Origin of the sequence: Psychrobacter sp. DAB_AL32B (assembly GCF_002224105.1) — a bacterium.
In the GTDB taxonomy this organism is placed as follows: Bacteria; Pseudomonadota; Gammaproteobacteria; order Pseudomonadales; family Moraxellaceae; genus Psychrobacter.
Genome location: NZ_NEXU01000102.1, coordinates 1 through 4,671, shown reverse-complemented (window position 1 = coordinate 4,671; position 4,671 = coordinate 1). Strand labels below are relative to the sequence as shown.

Here is a 4,671-nt window from a genome sequence, read left to right as displayed (position 1 = left end):
TATATTTTCACTGGCTTTTTTCATATATATTACCTGGAAATACGGCAAAGTATTTTGATAATGTCCGTAGGAAGGCTTGGCAATAGTGTATTAACTAATTACGAGTTTAGAACTGAACCGCCCCGACTATATCGGAGGCTGATTTACTTTAGTCAGGCAGCGATGCCTGACAGGGTTGAACTATCATAATACCGTCGTTCAACCTCAAAAGGTGACACATAATCAATCGTGCTATGCAAACGCTTTTTATTGAACCAACCCACCCATTCAAGGGTTGCCAGTTCAATATCATTTACGCCGTTCCAGTTCTGCTTTAGATATTCAATCACCCCAGACTTATACAGCCCATTGACTGAGCTATGCTGAAGAAACCGTATAAGTAAACTCGGTGTATTAATCGGAGTTTACCATGACTAAGAAAAAGCAAATCTATAGTACGGAATTTAAAGCATAGGTCAATCCCAGGGCGATCTAGCTCTCTCTTATCACTCGATAAACTGTAGCGACACCAACACCAACAGCCTTAGCAATTTCTTCTTTTGTCATAGTTTTTTGACTATCTAATTCCAAGATGCGTTTGTGCTTTACTGTATTAGCTTTCTTACCTGATGGCTTGTAGCCACTGTTAGCCAATCCTTGTTTGATGCGCTCTCTACGCTTGTCATTATCTAATTTAGCCATCGTAGCTAGTAAATCAATAAGCATATTATTTACTACGTTTAGAATCTCACCAGTCATGCCATCGTTGATTGTATGCGTGGTTGGTAGATCAGCCACCACCAATCGTAAGCCCTTGTCTTTGATACGCTGCTTTAGAATTGCAAAATCATCTTGAGATAGCCTGCTTAATCTATCCACGCTTTCAACCAGTAGAATATCGCCTTCTTCAGCGTCATTGAGTAACAGAGTGAGTGCTGGTCTATCGAGCTTCGTACCACTGAAATGCTCAACGTACTCAACATGATTATCATCATAACCTGTACTGAAAGTCATCAAATCAGCTAATGCTCTGGTCGCGTCTTGATCCTTAGTGCTGGCTCTCACATAAATACGAACGGTCATAACGCCACCTCTATCACTTAGACTTAATAATTAATGTTCATTGATAATAGCAAGATACTACTATCATTTAATAAAAGAAACAAGTCTAATGATAGGTTAATTATCATTTAGTTATTTTACTATTAAGGTATAGGTTAATGATAGGCTGACTAAGGTTGTAAAACCACCTTAGTCTATTCTAAGTAGGTTGTTAGCTCTATAATTGATTTAGATAAGTAGTCTTTTTGGGCTATGTTCTTGTTATTGATTAATCAAATCCTGAAATCTGTGTAACTGTCTAACTTGTTCCAATAGTTACACAAAATTTAGGATATCTCTGTGATAATATTTATAGCGTGTCATAGTTTGCCCTTTTAAGCTGGCAGACACGCTATTAAGGCTTTTTTTGCCTACGAAAATAACTGTATTCTATTTTTTGAAAGCTACTTTCAGCTCAGTAACTTATCAATGTTAGATTCCCATTCTTGATTATGGATAATTCGTAGTTCAGCAAGACCTTCTTCAATTATTTCAGTTTTACTTAATTGTGATAATTCCTGCCATTTTTTAAAATCAAATACATAAGTAGCGTTATTTACGTTATCAGACTCTAACACTGATATGCCTTTTTGACGAAAGTGGTAAATAATATAGCCTTTATAACCTCCAAGCCCTATTGCCATAGCATCGGCTGGATAGCTGCTAATTTTAGCTAGACGCTTTTCTATGACTGGTCTTTCGGTCTTTTTAAGCTTAGGTGAAATAGTGCTGTTGATCAAAGAGATGATTTCTTCTTGGGTTTTTTCGCCTGAAGGAAGAATCATCCAGTTCACAACTTCGAATTTAGTAGGAATCTTAACAAACCCGTCTTTCGCAGAAATATGTATTTCAAACTCAGATTTGAAAACCTCTAAAGCTAAGTTCAGTTTATGCAATAACAACTGCTCACTGTCTTTACTCCCACACTCGACCATTAACAATTTCTCATCATTACTAACGATACATTTAATCGGGACGCTAGGAGCTGGCAGCTGCTCTCGAAAAATTCTTTCAAAAGAGCGCCATGTTGAATCATCCACCTCTACCCTATTATCTCGTCCATGAAACTCTAAACGTTTGTATTTATATTCTCGAGAAACTACTTCTTTTGGTAGGTCTCGTCTTAGAATCGTCTTACCGTCTGCATTGATCGTAGAATGCTTACCATTTTTATTAGGTAAGAACTCTATAGCATTCTCCCATGAAAAATTATCTAGAATTCTCGCTAGATCGCTTTCTGTAAAGTCAGAGAGCTTTTTTGCAATTAAGAACTTATCAGTTAACTGTAAAAAGTTTGCGGGTATTTTTCGAAATGATTTTTGTTTATATTGCATATTGGTTCCTCAATGATTAATTCAAATAGTAGTTTGTATTTCATACTCATAATAGCAACAAACAACTGTCTTTAATCATTGGAGCCGTCCAGATGCGACAGCTCTTGTCGTGCTTAAATGTAACTTTCTAAAACTCCATGATTCTTTAATTACAAATGGTCATCTCTCATATTTACTAACATCACTTCTCGAATTCACTAAGTGTATCGATCAACACCCACCTGCCAATATCATAATCAACCATTCTGTTGTAAAAACTCACTGTTCTAAACTCCATTAATATTCTTCCATTTCTGGGTACGGTAATTTCATTTGTCTCAACTATCTTATTTGAGTAGTAAGAACCCCAAGATTTTAGGAAGTGGCGACCCATTAAAGCGTCGCAGTGAATACATGAGTTGGCAATATAGCTACTGCCTACCGTGTCACTATATCGACTTCTTAGAGGTGGGAAATTATAGCTTTGAGAGAAACTGGAATTTATACGCTCTATTGTCTTTTTATCACACACATCAACATCTTGACTGTTATGGCTATACTCATGATCAATATCATATAGCGTATTTTTGAGCCTAACTTTCATAACCGTATTGGTTGGTCTCTTACAAGACCAACATTGAAGCCTGACGATATCGAGCGATAATTGGGACGTTGGGCTGTACTTTGGACGAAACTGTATCTTACCTGAGACCAAATTTTCTACAAAACTCTCCAGTTCCAACTCAGTTTGATCTAATGGATCAAGCCTTAGTTCTTCCTCTAAAGCTACTTTACAGACGTTATAGACGTGGTAGGTACTGTTAGACTCTTTTTTATTTTTATAAATAGAAAATACCGGTATACTTTTAGTTCTGTGCATAAAGTCACCGACTATTGCGTCTCTATCTTTAATTGAGCCACTTCTAAGCAGCCAGGCACATCTGATGCCTGAGTCTTTATAAACTTGCTGCCTACGCTTTGTCTCAATAAAGCTTTGACGACTCCACTGAACCTCAATAGCTATCTTAGCTTTACCCTTTTCAGCATATATATCGGCTATCCATTCCTCACCTTTATTAGATACACCTCTCTTTTCGACTTCAACGCTCCAGCCACATTCAAACAACTTCTTACTGACCAAGTATTTGATGTGCCTATGTTCCTCTGTCTCACCGCCAGTAGAGCAATCATTCGTCTCAGGTTTTGCTTTATGAGCAAAAAACTGTGTGCCTAGCTTGCTTGTCTTTAGTATTGCCCGATTACCACAGCAAGCCATATTGAAATTGGACTTTTTATCTTCTTTTAAGGATATCCAATCTTTTAAGCTGTAAACAAAACTATAGATTTGTTCATCATTTTTTATGCAATTAAAAGCCATGTTGATCCCCAATTATTTTATCTTTTTAACGGTTGGTATAATTGTTTGAAATTACCTGATTGTGGGCTGAAAAAGAACAATAAATATTTAAACCTCTAGCAAAGTTTTAAAACAGTTTTGTATCAGCAGATACAAGACTGAGGTTAGCCTGAGGCTTAAACTGTTCTGAAACCCTAACTACTGACCAACAACCAATGAAAGATAATATAAAAATGCCCCATTTTTGACGGCGGTAGCCTATCCTGCAATCAAGTCTTTTACTCCTCTACACCCTATAAATCCAAATTTCTACGCTAATACTGGCAACTTGTGAGGGATTTCATTGTTAAAAATAGAATTAGGTATCATTAGGTAGTAAAAAAGCATCAATCTATCTGAAAAATCTATATTATAGGTGTCATTAGGTAGCACTAAGGAGTATTAGGTCTCATTAGGTAGCAAAGACTATATATAAGGCAAATAAGGAGCAAATATGAGAAAAGAAAATAGAAGAAAGCTAAGTAATGCTGCTATAGCTTTTATTATCGAAGAACGTGACAACCCACATACGGTACATACTTTTGAAGAAATCTCTAAGTTAGTAGAAAAGAAATTTGAAATATCTATAGGTCGTGGCGCTGTTAGCAAAAGCTATCATAAACATAAGAATGATGAGAAAATTAAAAATCTGTCAAAAGAGGATAGCAATCAACATAAGGTTAAGCCTCAGATAAAAGACCGACTTAAAGCTGAACCCTACGTAGCTAAGAAGAAAATACGTGACTTTGATGAAGATGCAGGTAAAGGTATTTCTATAGATCACTTATTTTAAATAAATAAAAAGACTTTAGTCCAGCAGGTCAAGATATGAGAATTGTAGATGGTAAAGCATCTTTTTTAAGGAGACCATCCCGAATTCTG

At 36.3% G+C, this 4,671-nt stretch carries 4 protein-coding genes and 1 pseudogene; 1 reads left to right on the top strand and 4 read right to left on the bottom strand.

Annotated features, from left to right (window positions below; translation table 11 throughout):
- Positions 1 to 152: 152 nt before the first annotated feature.
- The 4 genes and pseudogenes from CAN34_RS14275 to CAN34_RS11625 all read right to left on the bottom strand — a co-directional run.
- Positions 153 to 356, bottom strand: a pseudogene (locus CAN34_RS14275) (IS3 family transposase); the annotation flags it as partial.
- A gap of 115 nt (positions 357 to 471) precedes the next feature.
- Positions 472 to 1,062 (bottom strand): recombinase family protein, encoded by a 591-nt coding sequence (locus tag CAN34_RS11635; protein ID WP_089555791.1) that lies wholly within the window; start codon positions 1,060 to 1,062, stop codon positions 472 to 474.
- 428 nt (positions 1,063 to 1,490) lie between these two features.
- The gene (locus CAN34_RS11630) at positions 1,491 to 2,414 is read right to left on the bottom strand and encodes a hypothetical protein (protein ID WP_089555790.1); all 924 of its coding nucleotides are present in this window, start codon (positions 2,412 to 2,414) and stop codon (positions 1,491 to 1,493) included.
- A 181-nt stretch (positions 2,415 to 2,595) separates the two neighbouring features.
- Entirely contained in the window at positions 2,596 to 3,771 is a 1,176-nt protein-coding gene (locus CAN34_RS11625) for a competence protein CoiA (RefSeq protein ID WP_089555789.1), read from the bottom strand.
- A gap of 472 nt (positions 3,772 to 4,243) precedes the next feature.
- Between CAN34_RS11625 and CAN34_RS11620 the strand changes: the two genes are divergently transcribed.
- Positions 4,244 to 4,582 carry a hypothetical protein gene (locus tag CAN34_RS11620; protein ID WP_089555788.1) on the top strand — a complete coding sequence of 113 codons (339 nt, stop codon included), beginning with the start codon at positions 4,244 to 4,246 and terminating at the stop codon, positions 4,580 to 4,582.
- Positions 4,583 to 4,671: the final 89 nt, after the last annotated feature.